The sequence below is a fragment of the Stenotrophomonas sp. CFBP 13725 genome, assembly GCF_014841935.1.
Classification (GTDB): Bacteria; Pseudomonadota; Gammaproteobacteria; order Xanthomonadales; family Xanthomonadaceae; genus Stenotrophomonas.
This window is the reverse complement of sequence record NZ_JACYUV010000001.1, coordinates 270,924-287,430: the sequence shown is the minus strand read 5'-3', so window position 1 is coordinate 287,430 and position 16,507 is coordinate 270,924. Positions and strand designations below refer to the sequence as shown.

Here is a 16,507-nt window from a genome sequence, read left to right as displayed (position 1 = left end):
GGGGGCCCGGACGGGAAAAGGAAGAACCGGCAATGGACATGCACGCAGGCGCGACGGACGTGCCGAATCAAGAACCCGACAGCGGCGAATCGCTGACCTTCGACTGGCTGTATCAGCAGGTCCAGCGTTATGCCAAGCACAGCGTATATCCGCAGGCATCGAGAATCGAGCGCTGGTCTTTCCGCATCGGCTTGTTGGCTGCCGCAATCGGGATCATCGCTGGCGTGACGCCGGCTCGCTGGCTCGACCCTACCGTGGCTCTCCCCGTCACGCTGGTATGCGTGTGCGTTGAGATTGGCGGCTTCCTGCTGGGGTTCGTCCTGCAGGCGCGCAGGGATCTGCACCAGTACACCCAGCCGCGGCTCTCCCATGCAAAGGAGATGGACGCCGAGTTCGGCTATTGGCAGACCGTGGTGCAGCGTCTGCGCACGTTCCCACGGCAACAGCGCGAAGAGCGCCTGCGCTTCGTCAGCACCCTGCGGACCGGAATGACCGATCGCATGGGAATGATGTACGGCGGTCTGCAGCGGCTTGGGCCGTTCCCCCTGCTGATCGCGCTCTACCTGCAGTTCCGCCACTGGAAGTGGGGTGACTGGTCTGCAGTGTTCGATGTCACGGTTATCGAAGCGATACTGATCTTCGCCATGGTGCTGCTGTATGCGGTCGGTTGGCTGCTGGTCGGGCTGCGGGTTCGGCTGGATAGCTATGTCAACCTGCTCGAAGCGTCGTTGCACGAGGGTGCGGCGTCCGGTGATCCCGCAGCTACACCGTGCCTGGGTGTCACTTCACCTCGATATGCAGGCGAAGCCCCATCGCGCTCAGCACCCCCGTCAGGCTCTCCAGGCGCACCCCAGCTGGCGCAGTGAGCCGTCGGCGGAGGGTCAGGGGATTGGAGCGCAGCGTCGTAGCGATGTCTCCCAGGCCGTACGTTTCAGCCAATGCCAGCACGCCGGCGCCCCATATTCGCGGATCGTCCGGCGCCCCGGCCAGCTGAGCGTTGAGGGACGCCGCCATTGCCGAGGCACTTGGCGCGGGCGGCCCTTCGCTGCTTGCTGGGCACGGAGTTTGCGGGTTCTCGTCCATGTTCAATGGGCCCCCAGGTCCGGTCCCACCGACGTCTTTCTCAGCTCTCGACCGGCCACCAGCAGCCCCTCCAGCAGATGCTCGCCCAGCAGGGTGTCGGTATGCCCGTCGCATCGTGAGAGATGCTCACCGTGGAGGATCTCAAGGATGGCGTCCAACCCTTGCAGGACGCGTCTCGACACGATGACCTTGCCGTTGCGCGCCAGCTCGCCCTCAAGCTCGGACGGGGCCGGGACCAGAGCCAGTCGTGGCGTCCATGGATGAGTGGGATGGTCGCGTTCGAACTGTTCGATCTGCGCTTCCAGTCGATCGACAAAGCCGGGTGGGAAGGCGTTCACGCGGTCGCCAAGCAATAGGGCCAGGCGAGCGCGGCTGCGTGGATGCTGGGGTGTCATCGGTCGGACCTCGCATGCGATGAGGCCACCTGCGCCAGGGCGCAGGGTGGCGGGCGATGCGGGTTGGCATACCGGTGGTAACAAAGCAAAAGACCGGCGGATTGGGATCCCCTCGCACCGCCCGCCGTGTGACCGGTGGGCAATGCTGTGCATTCTCCGCCGTGCCCCGGAGGGCAGAACAGAGCCAATCGCTTTGTTACCTGTCAGGATGCCAATCCCGGCTGTGACCTTTCGGCTTCAGCCCGGTCATGGTCCGTGCACAGCATGGATGCGTCCATGAGGATAGTTGCGAATCTGGCAGGTGCGACGGCGACGCCAATGGCGTGGTGATCAAAGCCGCAATCGGCCGGAGAACCACTGCAGCGCTCAATTATCCGGCCGGAAGGAAAGGTGCCGCCGGAATGTCGCAGTGGCATCCCGCGCCGGGTCCGGAGGAAAGAGAGAGATCAGTCCCGCTGCCACTGCCTTCGGTTGCAGGGTCACGCCCACGCCTTCTGCGCGTTCGATATCCACGGCGCTGACCGTTCCATCCCGCTTGATGTGCATGACCCAGACCAGCTCCCCCGTGAACTGATCGGGTGCGAGGGACGGATCGTAATTCGGTCGGCCGAGGACGTAGGGCATGCCCGCCGGCGTGTGCTCGACCAGGGCCTCGACGGTAGCGAACACATCGACCGACTGAGCACCCACCACACGATCCTGATCGTTGACCCGGACCTCGTAAGTCCATTTTCCAGCGGGTGCGTCTGCCGGCAGATCGGCAGAGAAACACTTCTTGCTACCGTCCACGTCGCGATACATCTGGCGGCTGATCTGCCGGCCGGCGGGGCCGACGGCCCGCACTTCCATACGCTCGACGACCAGGTCTTTGTTGAGGATTGCCACGCAGATCTGGTGATCAAAGCGGCCATCCAAGGCGAAAGAGCGGGTTTCCTGCCGCGCCAGTGCGCCCACGCTCGTCCTGGTCCAGAGAAACTCGATGTAGGCGTCCTTGGGGGCCGGGGCAGGCGGCATGGCGAGCGTCGTCCCACAGGACCAAAGGCACATCATCAAACACAGGCTTCTGAACATGGACCGTCCTTGGTATTCGTCGCGTTGACCTCGCTACCTGATTAAAGCGCAGATTCTCTGCAGGGGCGAGCGGCTTATCCGGGGAAGAAAATCGGCGCGCCATACACTCGCTGTCGAAAGCCTGCGGAAGAAGAAAACAGAGCGCGTGCACGCCCTCAATCCAGCCAGCGGAACAGGCGTAACCGCGGCCTGATCCAGCGATCAAACGCCCAGACCACCAGCAGCGACAGAAACACCAGCGGCAGCACGATGGCGGTCGCGAGGGCGATGACGAGCCACCAGCGAAGCGGCGTGTGGCTGCCTGTTCCCGGTGCGCCGATGCGGCCAGCCGGCTTGCGCCGCCACCACATCACCACACCCGACACACACAGCACGACGATGCCGATGCACGTGGCCAGCATGACCGCCTGATTGGCGCGCCCGAAGTAGTTGCCCATGTGCAGCTGCACTCCCATTTCAATGGCCTGCGCCACGACGCCGTAATCATCGAAGCCCGCCCGCACCAGCAGTTCGCCCTCTCTGTCGAAGTGGTAGGTGACCTGGCCCTGGGGCCTGTCGGGGTAGGTGTAGGCCATCAACGCACCGCGCTGCGTGCTCGGCAGGAACACCCGCAGCGGGTCCGCCGTGCCTGCAGCGCGCACATGCGCTATCGCGCGCTCCAAACCTGCTGCGGTCCACTGTCGCGCCGCGCCGTCCGCCGGGGACGCGTGGCTTCCGTGATGCGAATGCGCTGCGTCGGCCGCCGCCCCGGCAGGCGGCATCGGCGCGTGCTGCAACGTCCACGGGACGTCGTTGAACGCATTGCCGATCTTCGGTGCCTCCGGTGCCACGTAGCGGCGATAAACCGGGGGGTAACCCGCATGGATGGCCTCCGCGCCACCGCGCACCCAGTCGCCCCAGAACGCGGCCCATGGCAGGCCGGTGAAGATCAGGAACAGCACCAGCACTGACACCCACAGGCCCGTGGCAGCATGGAGCGACTTCCAGAACGCCCGCCCCTTGGCGCGCATATCCGGGACAACGCCCGACCACCAGGCAAGCCCGCGTCCACGCGGCCAGCCCAGATAGAGCCCCGTCACGATAAGCACCACCGCCCAACATGCGGCCAGCTCGATCAGGTAACTGCCCAGCGTGCCCAGCATCAGCGACCCATGCAGGCGCTCAGCGAACCCCACCAGCGTCCGGGACGGCACCATCGCGCCAAGCACCTGACCGGTGCCGGGGTCGACGAAGGTGATCTGACTTTCTGCATCGGCGCGCTGCAGATAGACCTGGGCAGGACGTTGCGGATCGGTCGGCACATCGATCCGCGTGGCGCTGCTACCGGGCGCAAAGGCCTCCGCAGCATCGATCATGCTCGCCAGCGGTGATCGCTCTTGCCACGGGGCAGGGGTGAAGCGCAGCTCCGGGTAGAGGACATCGTTCAACTCATCGTTGAACAGATAGATCGCACCGGTGATGGCAAGCAACACCAGAAACGGCGCGACGAACAGGCCGGCATACAGATGCCAACGCCAGAACAGCCGATGCCGGTCCCGGTTGCCTGCATCGCCACGCTGCGCGGAAGTGGAGTGTGAGGTCATGTCAGAACCGCGTGCGCAGGGTCAGCTCAACGCTGCGGGGCGCGCCGAGGTAGATGTGGGTGGACGGATACCCGGAATACGTGCCGTAAAGTGCGTTCGACAGATTCCGCACACGCAGCACCGCAGATACCTGCTGCCAGTCGTAGCCGACCCAGGCATCGAATGTCGTATGGCCACGGACGTGGATCGTGTTGGCGTTGTCGGTGTAGAAACCGCCGACGCTGCGGCCGGAGGCCCCTACAGAAAGCGGAAGGCCCAGGAAGCGATAGGTCGCAGCCAGTGCGGCCGTGCCATTGGGCACATTGGTGGGGCGATTACCGCTGCGATCGGCCCCGCCGGCTTCCAGCAGGCGATCGTAGCGCGCAGTGCCATACGCAGCCGAGAGGTCCACGCGCAGCCCGCGCGTCACCTGGGCCTCTGCAGACAGCTCAACGCCCTGCGACGACTGCTCGCCGCCCTGCACGCTGATGCTCGGGTTGGCCGGGTCGCGGGTCAGGATGTTGTCCCGCTCGATCCGGTAGGCCGCTGCAGTAAGTTCCACGCGCTTGTCCCACACGCTCGCCTTGATGCCCGCCTCGAGCGACCTGGCCTTGCTGAGATCGAACACACCGGCAGCCGGCCGCATGGTCAACAGGGTGGACACCGGGCTCACCGCAGTGGCGTACTGCCCGTAGACCTGCACATCCGGGGTGAGGTCGAACACGCTGCCGACCCGCCAGGAGAACGGGCTGTAATCAGGCCGGAACGCGTCGTCGCTGCCGGTGTTCAGATCGCGGATGTCACGCGACAGCTTGATGTTTTCCACGCGCGCGCCCGCCAACAGGATCCAGCGGTCTGTCACGTTGAGTGCATTCTCGGCGAACACGGCGGTAGTGCGCAGGCGCGACTCGAAGATCACATTGTTTCCCGCGCCGGGAAAGTTGCCGGCCGATCCATCCGGGAACAGGCCGACATCCGGATCAAGCGGCGATACCGGGGTGGTGACGCCGGTCTGTCGCGGATTGTGGAAGTCGGTGTCGTTGTACTCGACCCCTGCCGTGAACCGGTTGCGACGTGCCCCGATCTGGCCATCGTAGGACAGCGCAAGACGCTCGTTCCACGTGGTCTGGTCGTGCCGGATCCGCTCGGCGGTCCGCGAGAACTGCCCGGTCGAACGGTTGTAGATCCAGTTGTCGGAATAGAAAAAGTCCCGGTCGGCCTGATACCAGCTGAGATCGCTCTGCAGCGTCCAGTTGTCAGCAAGCGGAAGTTCGACACGCCAGCGCAACAGGTCACTGTTGGCGCCGGTGGTGGCCCCCAAAGGGTTGTAGTTCACATGGCGGGTGGCCTTGTCCACGACGAATCCGTCGCTGCTGCGTACGACCCGACTGGGCGATCGGGCCACATCGGCCGGCACCATCGGCGCACCCTGGTACGTGCCCGTGCTCTCGTCCTCGGCGTGCTCGAAAGAGAACAACATCGACATGCCGGAATCGCGGCGCCAGAGCAGGCTGCCGCCTACCGTCAGCAGGTCTGTGTCGTTGTTGTCGATGTCATCCAGGCTGTCAGAGCGCAACCGGCTGACGAAACCCCGTACCGCCACGGTATCCGACAGCGGCGTGTTGACGTCGAAGCCGGCCCGCCACGTGTTGAAGCTGCCGACCCCGAGCATGCCCTCCATGCTGGTCGCGCCGAACTGCGGCTTGCGACTCACCAGGTTGATGGCACCCCCCAGTGCCCCTTCACCGTAGAGCACCGACGCCGGACCGCGCAGCACTTCGACGCGTTCCAAACCGAACGTATCCAGGTTACGGGTGACGATCGTGGAGGTGCCCAGTCGCACGCCGTCGTGCAGGACCGAGACCGTGTTGCCACTGAACCCCCGCATCGTGACCACAGCAGGATTGCCCGGCACATTGCCGACCATCGCGCCGCCGACCATGTCGAACACCTCGCTGGTGGTGCGTGCCCCCTGCGTGGCGATGTCGTTCTGGTCGATGACCTGCAAAGACGCTGGGGTCTCGCGCTGGGTCAGGCCCAGGCGGCTGCCCACCGCCTCCGGCGAGTCCAGCAGGCGCTGCCGCTGCCCTTGCACGTTCAGCGCGTCCAGCGTCGTCGGGTCTGCAGGCGCAAGCGCACTGCTGGTCTGGGCAAAGGCGCCGGGTGCGCAGAGTGCGCTGATGGATAGCAGCAGCATCCCTTGGCGGGGCAGCATGCTGGATGAGAATCGGGAGATCGTCATGGGTGGACCTTGGATACGGGATGTCGGACCACGGGATACGGAGTGCCAAGCGCCCAAGCGCACGGGTGCTGATCGATACACGATCAGCCACGACATCGAGATGCCGCGACCCCTCAGGGCCGCGACACGGAATTGAGCCGGCCTGTCAGCCGGTTACGGAACGGGGGATCCAGTGTCCAGCCGCAAATGCGCCTGCCCCGGCGACCTGCCAGTGACATGGAGCGTGCAGGAACAGCCGGGCTCGGTGAGCCTCAGGGCGTGGGCTGGATCAGCAGGCGAGGGCGCGTGGTGGGCCGCGGGCGCCGAGCGTTCCCGGCGCGGGGCGGGTCTGCGTATCGACCAGTCCGGCTACGGCACGGAACACCGCCGGCCACAGGCTGATCAGCAACAGCAGCGCCACCAGCAGGGTGATCATGCGGGCGGCGATGAGGCAGTAATCGCACTCCACGCCCATCTCATGGTCTGCGTGGGGATCAATGACCTTCGCGGGCGTGGATTCCGGCGGCGCCGTTTTCGTGGGCGGCGACATCATCGGCATGGCGTGGTCCATGCCCTGCATCCCTTCATGGTGCTGATGGTGTGTATCGGCCGACGGGGATGGCGCCGCGTCCATTTCCATCGCATGGCCCGCATGGGCATCTGGCGCCTGCACGGATGCCACCACCGGGTGTGCCAACGCCCGGCTGACCAACGGAGCGACCACGACCAGCACAATGGCCAGACAGGCCAGAACGTGGAGCCAGCGGTAGAAGACGGGGACGCGCACGGAGCTGATTCTACGGGATGGGGCGGACGCGTCAGGGGGAAAACGGCTTGGTTGCGCCATTCTGCGACGGTTTGTCGCAGGTACTGCGTCGGTTGAGTCCGCAGGACGGCGAGGCGCAGCTCACCCTGGACCAGGCAGATTCAGTTCGTAAGCGGTACCGCGCCCGCCCGCCGCGCGTTTAGTCAGGACGCCCAACTCCAGCAAAGCAGCGATATCACGCAGCGCCGTGTCTGCCGAACATTTGGCGATTGCTGCCCACTTGCTGGTGGTCAGGTTTCCTTCGAATCCATCAAGCAAACGGGCAAGTAGTTTGATCTGGCGCGCGTTGAACGACGTACCGGCCCAGTGCTGCCAGAAGCGCGCTTTGCTTAGCACGATATTCAAGGTGGCCTGCGCGCTGTCGATGGCACGTTCAAGCGCACCCAGAAACCACGCCAGCCACGCAGTGACGTCCAGTGAACCTTTCTGCGCACGCTCCAGTTCGATGTAGTAATCGTTACGCTCACGCTGTATCTGCGCCGACAGGCTGTAGAAGCGCTGTTGGGTTGCACCATCGGCCCGGGCAAGGAACAGGTCGCCCACAGCCCGTGCGATACGGCCGTTGCCATCGTCGAACGGATGCAGTGTCACGAACCACAGATGCGCAAGTCCCGCCTTGATCAGGTCGGGCTGGCCGGCGTCCTGATTGGCCCACTCGACAAAAGCCGTCGTCTCGGCAGCAAGCTGGCTGGCAGGCGGCGCCTGGAAGTGGACTTTCTGGCGTCCGATCGGCCCCGACACAACCTGCATGGGGCCGCGCTCATCGTCGCGCCACTGCGCTACGTTGATGCGGCTCATTCCGGAATAACCGGTCGGAAACAGGGCGGCGTGCCAACCGAACAGGCGCTCGGCGGTCAGCGGCTCGGCGCTGCGCGAGGTCGCGTCCAGTACCATCTCGACTACCCCGTCTATGTGGCGATCAACGGGCGAAACGGCGCCAATGTCCACGCCGAGGTGCCGTGCGATCGACGAGCGGACCGACTCGACGTCGAGCACCTCGCCCTCGATGGCACTGGTCTTGACCACGTCATCGGTAAGCGCTGCCAAGCTCGCCTGATCGCGCAGGGCCATGCCCACGTCTGCCAGTCGGCCGAGCAGCATGCCCTGAGCACGACTGACACTCGACAATGCAGGGGCCAGTGCACCTGCATCGTAGGTCATCGCAGGCCAGCGATCTGCCTGCCAGATATAGGACGTATCTCCGCAATTCATGCGGAGATTAGCGCATGGATTCGCCGCAACCGCAAGCTAATCGCCGCATATTATGCGGCGATTAGGCGTTTTTTCTCCGCACAGTGCCCCGGACGACCGGGGTGCCGACTGCGGGGCCGGCCAGCAGACATCCCTCCCGGCTACTCCTGCAGACTCATCGGCTTGGTCCCGCCCGGCGGCAGGCCGAACCGCGCGCGCACCCAGTTGAGGAACGCGCCGTAAGGGCGTCCGGAAATCAGCATGATGACCGTGGCACCCAGGATGCCGAACAGCAGATCGCGGCCCGACGCGCCGCTGAAAGCGATGACGGCGGCGTAGATCGGCACCTGGAACGTCACCAGTGCTGTGCTATCCCAGAGAACGCGGGACCAGCGCGCCCCCGTGGCGCGGCGCATCAGCAGATCGCGCCACATGCCGTAGGGGCGTGCTACGGGCACCATCAGTGCCGCACCGAGCAGCCGTGCCTGGCCGACGTCTTCCCAGCTCATGCCGGTGATGTAGCGCTCGTTGAGGGCCCCGGTAACGGTGAAGAAAATGATCAGTGCCGTGGTGTCGGCAAGGAACCCACGCGGATTCCAGGCTTCCTTGTTCGTGGTCTTCTGCATGGGGGCAGGATGACACGGCCCGTGCGCGCGTTCGGTGAGCAACACGCCCTGCCGTGCACCTCAATCAGGTGACAGCTGTCACTGTGAAGCGGACGCGTTGCCCCCCATCATTTACTCAACGCGCTGGCCCGCCTGGCCAGTATCTCTTACATCAAGGACGTCCCGTGCAGATGCTGCAGCTCATCGTTTCGCATACCCCGATCTGGGTCTGGCTGGTCCTGGCATTCCTGGTAGTGCGCGGCATCAAGGCCATGAAACCGTGGGAAACCTCGCTGGGGAAACTCGCCATCGTGCCGGTGCTGTTCACGGCGTGGGGCATGTGGTCGATCAACGCCCGGTATGCAGGCTCCTGGCAGGCATGGGCGCTCTGGCTGGTCGGTATAGCGGCCGGCGCCGCCATCGGCTGGGCACTGCTGCGCAGACTGCAGCTGCGCATTGAACCCACCACCGGCGCATTGTGGCGGGGCGCGGATTACAGCCTGCTGCCGCTGCTGCTGGTCACCTTCCTGGTGAAGTATGGTTTTGAAGTGGCGCTTGCGATGTCACCCGAGCTGGTGGCTGATACCGGATTCCGTGCCGCGTACATGATGATCTCCGGTGGGTTCACCGGCATCTTCGTCGGCAAGTTCATCCGGTATGTCAGCGCATCGCGGGTGTTGGTGGAGCAGGGGAAGGTGATGCCGACGGCTTGAGCAACCTGCAGACAGGGTGCTGGCAGGGTGACGATGGGGCCAAAGCCGCTGAAATACGCGGGGGTATAGTGGTTCATCGTCACCGCAAGGATCGAAGCTATGCAGAAGGGCTCGGATCTACTGGTCAAAGCGCTGGAGAATGAAGGCGTCGACCGCATCTTTGGTGTGCCGGGCGAGGAGAATCTCGACTTCCTCGAGTCACTCCGCAACTCGCGCATCGAACTCGTCCTTACCCGCCACGAACAGGCGGCCGCCTTCATGGCCGCCACCCACGGTCGGCTCACGGGCAGACCGGGCGTGTGCCTGGCCACCCTCGGCCCGGGCGCGCTGAACTTCTCCACCGGTGCGGCGTATGCCCATCTGGGTGCGTGGCCGATGATCCTCATCACTGGCCAGAAGGCGGTAATGAGTGCGAAGCAGGCCCGCTTCCAGATCGTGGATATCGTGGCGTCGATGAAGCCGCTCACGAAAATGACGCGGCAGATCGTCAGCCCGGCCGCTATCCCCGCCATGGTGCGTGATGCGTTCCGCGTGGCCATGGAAGAGCGCCCCGGTCCCGTCCATCTGGAGCTACCGGAGGACGTTGCAGGCGAGGAGGTGGAGGATGTTCCTGTCATCCCCGTGCACGCGCTGGACCGTCCCGTTGCATCGCCTGCCGCCTTGGACCGGGCAGAGGCCGCCATCCTCGCGGCGAAGCGGCCACTGGTGATGATCGGCGCGGCGGGCAGCAGGCCGTGGCTCACCGAGGCCCTGTCGGCCTTCGTCGCACGTACGCGCCTGCCGTTCTTCAACACACAGATGGGCAAGGGCGCCGTCACCGGGGGGTCCAACCTATACATGGGGACGGCCGCGCTTTCCGAAGGCGATTATGTCCATGAGGCCGTCGCCCGCGCCGACCTGATCATCGCCATCGGCCACCACACCATCGAAAAGCCGCCGTTCCTGATGAAAAGCAGCGGCGGGCCGAAGGTCATCCATATCAGCTTCCAGTCCGCCACGGTCGAGCAGGTCTACCACCCCGATATCGAGGTGCTGGGCGACATCGGTGCATCGGTCGACGCCTTGGCGGACCGCCTGGAAAATCGCCTGTCTGGCGACGAGGGCATGAGCGAACTGCGCCAGAAAATCCTTGCTCATCTCAACGAGCGCGCCGACGAAGACCGTTTCCCGGTCACACCGCAGCGGGTGGTGCATGACGTGCGCCAGGCGGTGCCGGACGACGGCATCGTGTGCCTGGACAACGGCATGTACAAGATCTGGTTCGCCCGCAATTACCGCACGCATGTCGCCAACACGCTGCTGCTCGACAATGCGCTTGCCACCATGGGCGCCGGCCTGCCATCGGCCATGATGGCGGCGATGCTGTACCCGAAGCGCCGGGTCATGGCGGTGTGTGGGGACGGCGGCTTCATGATGAACTCGCAGGAGATGGAAACGGCCGTGCGGCTGGGCCTCAACCTGGTCGTGCTGATCCTCAACGACAACGCCTACGGCATGATCCGCTGGAAGCAGGCAGTCGATGGCTTCGAAGATTTCGGCATGCAGTTTGGCAACCCCGATTTCGTGAAGTATGCCGAGGCGTATGGCGCGAAGGGGAGCCGGGTAACGGCTGTGGAGGAACTGGCGCCGATGATCGAGGCCGCCTTTGCCGGCGGGGGTGTCCACCTGCTGGACGTGCCCATCGACTACTCGGAGAACACCCGCGTGCTGGTGGATGAACTGCGTAACCGCGTGCCGGATGTGGGCTGCGCCTGATCGTCCCCTGACCTTATCACGGAGCACAAGATGCTGACCGTCGTACAGGCCTTCGACCGCGCACCCATCATAGAGGTCGGGTTGGACACTGCTGGCGCGCTGGAGAAGAAGCTCAGCGCCGCTGAGCGAGTATTCAAGGACCGCGACGGCTGGCTGCCGCCGCACCAGCGCATCGCGATCCTGCGCAAGCTCGCCGCCTTGATGGATGCCAAGCGCGATCACCTCGCCCTGCAGATCGCACGCGAGGGCGGCAAACCGCTGCGGGATGCGATTGTCGAGACCACGCGCGCGATAGACGGTGTCCACAACGCAGCAGATGAGTTGCGGAACTTCGGTGGCCGCGAGATCCCGATGGGGCTGTCGGCAGCCGCAGAAGGGCGCTGGGCCTTCACCACACGCGAACCCATCGGCATCGTGGCGGCGATCTCGGCGTTCAACCATCCGCTGAACCTGATCGTCCATCAAGTCGCACCGGCCATTGCGGTGGGTTGCCCGGTCATCATCAAGCCGGCCTCTGCCACGCCGTTATCCTGCCTGGAGTTCGTGGCGATGGTGCACGAGGCAGGCCTACCCGAACCGTGGTGCCAGAGTTTCCTGCCGGAAGGTAACGACCTCGCCGAGGCATTGGCCACCGACAGACGAATAGCGTTCCTGAGCTTCATCGGCTCAGCAAGGGTAGGGTGGTCACTGCATGCCAAGCTGGCCCACGGCGCACGCTCGGCACTGGAGCACGGTGGCGTTGCGCCTGCGATTGTGGACCGCAGTGCAGACCTGTCCAGAATCATCGAACCGATCGTCAAGGGCGGCTATTACCACGCAGGCCAGGTGTGCGTGTCCACGCAACGTATCTTCGTCCACGACGACATCGCCGATGCGTTCACCGAAGCCCTTGTCGACCGCGTCGAACGCCTGCATACCGGCGATCCGACCCTGGAGGAGACCGATGTCGGTCCGCTGATCCAGCCGCGCGAAGCCGACCGCGTTGCCGAATGGATTGAGGACGCCGTGAGCGGCGGCGCCACGCTCGCCACAGGGGGCAAGCGCCTGTCTGAGACCACGTTGCAGCCTACCGTGCTGCTGAATCCTGCCGATGATGCCCGCATTACCACGCAGGAAGTGTTCGGGCCGGTGATGGCGCTGTTTCGCTACGCCGATCTGGACAAGGCGATCGCGCGGGCCAACGCGCTGCCAACCGCGTTCCAGGCCAGCATTTTCGCGCAGGACATCGACATCGCCCTGAGAGCGGCCAACCGGCTGGATGCTTCGGCGGTGATGATCAACGACGCTACGGCGTTCCGCACGGATTGGATGCCTTTTGCTGGACGCCGTGAGTCGGGATACGGCACCGGCGGCATCCCGTACACCATGCGCGACATGTCTCAGGAAAAAATGATCCTGATGCATAGAAGCTGAGCGGGGGGAGGGGGTCTTCACACCCCCTCTACCTCCCCGGGCATTCACTGAACGTCGGTCTTGGCCTAGTCAAAAACGCCGCTATAGTCCGAACACCCCATACGACGGAGACAGCGAAATGTTCATTACCAAACAGCACCTGACGACCGCACGTACGCTTGGCGTCGCACTGATCGCAGGCGTCAGCCTGAGTGCCTGCGCCACCTATAAAGACGACTTCGCACGCATCGACTCCCGCCTCGACCAGTTGGACGTGAAGGTACAGGGTGCAGCCCAGAGCGCCGAATCCGCCAATCAGTCCGCGACCCAGGCCAACCAGCGTCTGGACCAGATTGAAGGCCGTGTGCAGCAGCTCGAGCAGGCCCCGCGCCGCAAGCCGCGCGGTTGATCGCTTCGCTCACCTTGCAGTGAATGTTTGAACCAGGGACAGGTGGCCGTTACAGGCCACCTGCGTCCTTAGGGCGTTAGAGATGATTCGAAGGAATACTCCCATCCGTACCCACTTCTATCCCAGCTTCAGGCCGCTTTGTGGCGCATTGGTCGTGGCGCTGGCGCTCGCGAGCGCTGGCACTGTCAGTGCCAGGAACGCCGACAAGAACACCGCTGCACCGTCGGTAGCCGCGGTGGACGAGCTTCCGGAAGGCCAGTCAGTGTCAGACACCGTGATTGAACTGGCGGGCTGGGTCGTTGCATCGAAGGACAGCCAAGGCTACCCGTTTGCGATCATGGACAAGGCAGCAGCGCAGGTCCTGGTGTTCGACGGCGATGGCAAGCTGCGCGGCGCAGCGCCGGCATTATTCGGTTCAGCGAAAGGTGATCACACCGCACCGGGCGTCGCCGGTCTGGCGCTTCGCGAGATTCCAGGGCGAGATCGCACTACGCCTGCCGGTCGCTTCATAGGCGGGTACGGCCCGTCCATCGATGCCGGACGCGTGCTGTGGGTGGACTACGATTCCGGGGTTGCGTTGCATCCGATTGCTACGGGTGTGCCGGCAGAGAAACGTGCCGAGCGATTGGCATCGGCGTCAGCCGAAGACAACCGCGTGACGCATGGCTGCATCAACATTTCGCCGACGTTTTACGAGCAGATTGTTCGAACGACCTTCGAGCGGGGCGGGGTGTTCTACGTGCTTCCGGATAAGGCGTCGATGGCAGAGACGTTCCCGGAGTTCGCGCAGAGCCGCGCCGCTGCAAAAGACAGTGGTGAGAAGGACGCGCGTTCCGCCCGCAGGTGAGGGGCGAGAGAGGCGCGTCGTCTGAGACGATCAGCTGTCAGCTCACTTAGCCTCCGCCAGCCCGGGATCGATACCGGTCATTTCCACCGACATCTCCCAAAGGCGTCTTGCCGCCTCAGGATTCATTGCGCATGCCGAGCGCTTGGCGGCACCGGATACACCTCTCATTTCGGCGAAGCCCGAGGGACCGTAGTACCCGCCAGGCACTACATCGCCTGTGGCTGCTTGCAGTGCTGGCCACGCCCCCTGGGCAGCCGTGTTGAGTAATAGCCCAACCACGGGACCAGCAAGCTGCGCGATTCCCATGTACCGCCCAAGCCGGGTAAACGCCACCCCAGGATGACACCCCACTGACAGCACGCTTGAGCCAGCGGACCTGAGTCGTTTATCCAGCTCGAAGAAATGAAGCGCGTTGGCCAGCTTGCTCGAACGATAACGCGCCGCCCGGTGGTACGTTCTTTCCGCGTTGATATCGTCCCACTCAATGTAGCCCTTGATGTGAGCAATGCTTGATGTGACAACCACGCGCGCGCCTGGTGTTGCCGCCAGCTTCGGTAGCAACAGCGAGCTCAATGCGAACGTGCCCAGATGATTCACGCCAAACTGCAGTTCGAATCCCTGTTGGGTACGGGTCAGCGGTGGAATCATGACGCCGGCATTGTTGATCAAGCCATGAAGATGACCCTCTTTTTCCACGATGGCCGCTGCGTCACGAACGCTTGCCAGATCAACCAGATCGAGAGGGAGCCAAGCCAACTCTGACTGTGGCGCCGTGCGCCGGATATCAGCAGCCGCGGCTTGAAACTTGGCGATGTCCCGACACGCCATCAGTACGCGCGCACCTCGCAACGCCAGCACACGCGCTGTCTCCAATCCGATTCCAGCATTAGCGCCGGTTACAACGAAGGTCTTTCCCGACTGATCGGCTACGCTTCTATCCGTGAAGCCTGCGGCAGTTGTCATTGAGATCCATCCAGCGGACTAAGGCGTCAAGTCGGAACATCACCTTATGCGGCGAGGTGGAAACGCCATACGGGTCCTTTGCTCGTATATGCAGCACTTCCATGAACCTGGAAGTTTACGGGGCGTAGGGGCAGGGTGCCTTATGGAAACGCGACACACCGACGGAAGGTCTGAGCAGAACCTGTAGGCTGTTGCTGGCCAAGCCACTCTAGCGCACATCGGTGTTGCCAAACTGGCGCTTCAACTCTGCACCCCCGACGTACCCTTCGATGTCGACCGAATTTTCGTGCCGGACGGCCATGTGTGGTCCTCAGCGGACGTCAGGGCAGGCGTCCAGGGGGCAGTCGCAGTTCAGTGCGCTGAGGAACCAGGATCGCACTGCCTGCGCGCCGGGCACATCAATCAGTCACTCGGCGACCTTGGCGTACACATCGCTGAACTGGACGGTCCCGGCCCGCGGTCCCTTCACCAGTCGTGCGCGGATGAAATCCCGTTGCTCCTGCGAAAAGTCGAAGCTCATCGATCATTCCTTTGAAATTGTCATCGTGCGAACCAGCGCGTCGAGATCGCGCCACCTTTTGAGATTGTCCCGTGAGTAAAAGTGATACCTGACTAAGTATGGTTCCGCTTTCCACTCGACGTAGTTGATGGTGGGGGCCCAGTCCTCGGCCGGCGAACCTTCTATATAGAATGCCGAACCGTCCGGATTTACATATTGCGTACCCAGTGGCGTGAATAGCTGGGACTTCAAGCTGCCCTGACCGGCGCGTATGCGCCTGAATTCCCGGAGGTGCAGGTCGGGGTGCTCCACCTGCTCGGTCCACGGCTGTGCGAGGGCGATAGTACTGCCCAGTTCCGCGTTCCCTGTAAGGCATTTCACCAGAACGACCAAGGGGTCGTGAGTGAGGCTGCCGCCGAGTTTATCCAACGCGACTTCGATCACCAGGACGTCCTTGCTGCCTCGCACGGTCGTGATCGCGGGATTGGTATTCACCGTGGCGCCGCACATCCTGACGCTGCCATCGCTCGCGCGCGCAGGCGATTCGGCAGCGGGTGGGGCAGCCGGCTTACAGCCGGTGCCTGCAACGGCCAGCAGTGCACCGATGATCGATGCCGTCCTAAGCGTGATGACCATTACGACCTATCCATTGTCGAGTCCAACGCAGCGGAGTGTACTTCGTGCGTTTGCCGCGGAGTAGGGGCCAGCACTCGACAATCCGCAATTGGGCGAGGGTGCTTCTGGCGCCCAACCGGGTGTTACGTTTATCTCCCGCAGTTGAGCCAGCCTCCTCACCCTGCGGTACGCGTAGTGAGGCGCATGGGCGAGGGTGTCCTCGTCAACCTGCTAAGCAAGATTGCGGGTACCTGAGCGCGATCCATGGAAGGAGCACCGGACGAAGCTGAGGTAATCTGTTGATAGTAGGTATCGACAGCTTGGAGCGCATCCTCATCACGCTGCGGCTGTAGCGAATCA

At 63.7% G+C, this 16,507-nt stretch carries 15 protein-coding genes; 6 read left to right on the top strand and 9 right to left on the bottom strand.

Annotated elements, in window-relative coordinates:
* Positions 1-32: 32 nt before the first annotated feature.
* Positions 33-866 carry a hypothetical protein gene (locus IFT65_RS01235; protein WP_249404975.1) on the top strand — a complete coding sequence of 278 codons (834 nt, stop codon included), beginning with the start codon at positions 33-35 and terminating at the stop codon, positions 864-866.
* Positions 867-1,085: 219 nt separating this feature from the next.
* On the opposite strand, the gene IFT65_RS01230 is transcribed toward IFT65_RS01235, so the two are convergent.
* The 7 genes from IFT65_RS01230 to alaE all read right to left on the bottom strand — a co-directional run bounded on the left by IFT65_RS01230 (position 1,086) and on the right by alaE (position 8,975).
* On the bottom strand, positions 1,086-1,421 hold the full coding sequence (locus IFT65_RS01230; RefSeq protein WP_192079490.1) for a hypothetical protein: 336 nt from the start codon (positions 1,419-1,421) through the stop codon (positions 1,086-1,088).
* A gap of 423 nt (positions 1,422-1,844) precedes the next feature.
* Positions 1,845-2,549 (bottom strand): hypothetical protein, encoded by a 705-nt coding sequence (locus tag IFT65_RS18605; protein ID WP_249404974.1) that lies wholly within the window; start codon positions 2,547-2,549, stop codon positions 1,845-1,847.
* Positions 2,550-2,704: 155 nt separating this feature from the next.
* Positions 2,705-4,132 carry a PepSY domain-containing protein gene (locus IFT65_RS01220; protein ID WP_192079488.1) on the bottom strand — a complete coding sequence of 476 codons (1,428 nt, stop codon included), beginning with the start codon at positions 4,130-4,132 and terminating at the stop codon, positions 2,705-2,707.
* A gap of 1 nt (position 4,133) precedes the next feature.
* Positions 4,134-6,353 (bottom strand): TonB-dependent siderophore receptor, encoded by a 2,220-nt coding sequence (locus tag IFT65_RS01215; protein ID WP_192079486.1) that lies wholly within the window; start codon positions 6,351-6,353, stop codon positions 4,134-4,136.
* A 268-nt stretch (positions 6,354-6,621) separates the two neighbouring features.
* Positions 6,622-7,068: a hypothetical protein gene (locus tag IFT65_RS01210; protein ID WP_192080078.1), complete on the bottom strand. Its 447-nt coding sequence runs from the start codon at positions 7,066-7,068 to the stop codon at positions 6,622-6,624.
* A gap of 171 nt (positions 7,069-7,239) precedes the next feature.
* Complete coding sequence (locus IFT65_RS01205) at positions 7,240-8,370, bottom strand: Fic family protein (RefSeq protein WP_192079484.1); 1,131 nt, start codon at positions 8,368-8,370, stop codon at positions 7,240-7,242.
* 140 nt (positions 8,371-8,510) lie between these two features.
* Positions 8,511-8,975, bottom strand: coding sequence for an L-alanine exporter AlaE (gene alaE / locus IFT65_RS01200; protein WP_192079482.1), 465 nt, complete (start codon positions 8,973-8,975; stop codon positions 8,511-8,513).
* 170 nt (positions 8,976-9,145) lie between these two features.
* Between alaE and IFT65_RS01195 the strand changes: the two genes are divergently transcribed.
* From IFT65_RS01195 to IFT65_RS01175, 5 genes are all read left to right on the top strand, one after another.
* Positions 9,146-9,667, top strand: a complete 522-nt coding sequence (locus tag IFT65_RS01195; protein WP_197973942.1) for a DUF6622 family protein — start codon at positions 9,146-9,148, stop codon at positions 9,665-9,667.
* A 99-nt stretch (positions 9,668-9,766) separates the two neighbouring features.
* On the top strand, positions 9,767-11,422 hold the full coding sequence (locus tag IFT65_RS01190) for an acetolactate synthase large subunit (protein WP_192079478.1): 1,656 nt from the start codon (positions 9,767-9,769) through the stop codon (positions 11,420-11,422).
* Between the two features lie 30 nt (positions 11,423-11,452).
* A complete protein-coding gene (locus IFT65_RS01185) occupies positions 11,453-12,835 on the top strand; it encodes an aldehyde dehydrogenase family protein (RefSeq protein WP_192079476.1) in 1,383 nt (460 codons plus the stop codon).
* 118 nt (positions 12,836-12,953) lie between these two features.
* The gene (locus IFT65_RS01180; protein ID WP_188324015.1) at positions 12,954-13,223 is read left to right on the top strand and encodes a hypothetical protein; all 270 of its coding nucleotides are present in this window, start codon (positions 12,954-12,956) and stop codon (positions 13,221-13,223) included.
* A gap of 154 nt (positions 13,224-13,377) precedes the next feature.
* Positions 13,378-14,070: a L,D-transpeptidase gene (locus tag IFT65_RS01175; protein WP_192079474.1), complete on the top strand. Its 693-nt coding sequence runs from the start codon at positions 13,378-13,380 to the stop codon at positions 14,068-14,070.
* Between the two features lie 42 nt (positions 14,071-14,112).
* Here the strand turns inward: IFT65_RS01175 and IFT65_RS01170 are convergent, their stop codons facing one another.
* Together IFT65_RS01170 and IFT65_RS01165 are read right to left on the bottom strand one after the other, a co-directional pair.
* Positions 14,113-15,033 (bottom strand): oxidoreductase, encoded by a 921-nt coding sequence (locus IFT65_RS01170; RefSeq protein ID WP_192079473.1) that lies wholly within the window; start codon positions 15,031-15,033, stop codon positions 14,113-14,115.
* A gap of 523 nt (positions 15,034-15,556) precedes the next feature.
* Positions 15,557-16,168 (bottom strand): hypothetical protein, encoded by a 612-nt coding sequence (locus IFT65_RS01165; RefSeq protein WP_192079471.1) that lies wholly within the window; start codon positions 16,166-16,168, stop codon positions 15,557-15,559.
* Positions 16,169-16,507: the final 339 nt, after the last annotated feature.